The following is a 531-nucleotide window of genomic DNA, read 5'->3' as shown; positions in this document are numbered from 1 at the left end:
CGATAGCTGATTTCCTGAAAGATATCTTCCGCTTCCGCCGTGTTGCGCGTGCGTCGGGCAATAAACGCACGCAGTCGTCGTTGACAGGCTTCCAGCGCGGTGAGCAGAACGTTTTGCCTTTGCATGGCGTTCGCCATTACTCCGTTTTTCCGCTTTGGTCGGCGGGTTTTTCGCTTGGCACCGGGGCGTCATCCTGACTGTCATGACACGCTTGATGTCTACCACGACGGTGCGCGAAAGGGCCGTGATGAAAACGGTGACCGCAGTGGTCCCCCTGTGGGCCAAATCCCCGTTGGTGGAAAAAGGCGTCACGCTGTTCCTGACTCATGGCTAACCAACGCTCACGCATTTCGCGCCCGTGGCGGCCAAAAAATCCGCGATAGCCGATGCCACCAAACAGTATCTTACACAGGATCAGCAGCCCCAGCGCCTGGAAAAAGCCAATGCTTTGGACGCCAAAAATGGCGGGCAGCAAGGCATTCCACAGCAGCATCACCAGTGTGGCAATCGCCACAACCGCCAGGAGCCCAA

The 531-nt window shown here is 57.4% G+C and carries 1 protein-coding gene; it reads right to left on the bottom strand.

All coding sequences use genetic code 11. From position 1 onward, the window contains the following. Nucleotides 1–136: 136 nt before the first annotated feature. The coding region (locus J5224_RS34905; RefSeq protein ID WP_413544779.1) for a hypothetical protein at nucleotides 137–531 on the bottom strand (395 nt) is incomplete at its 5' end.

The organism is Candidatus Symbiopectobacterium sp. NZEC135 (genome assembly GCF_025962695.1).
Note: the sequence above shows the minus strand (reverse complement) of the source record. Positions and strands in the feature narration are given on the sequence as shown.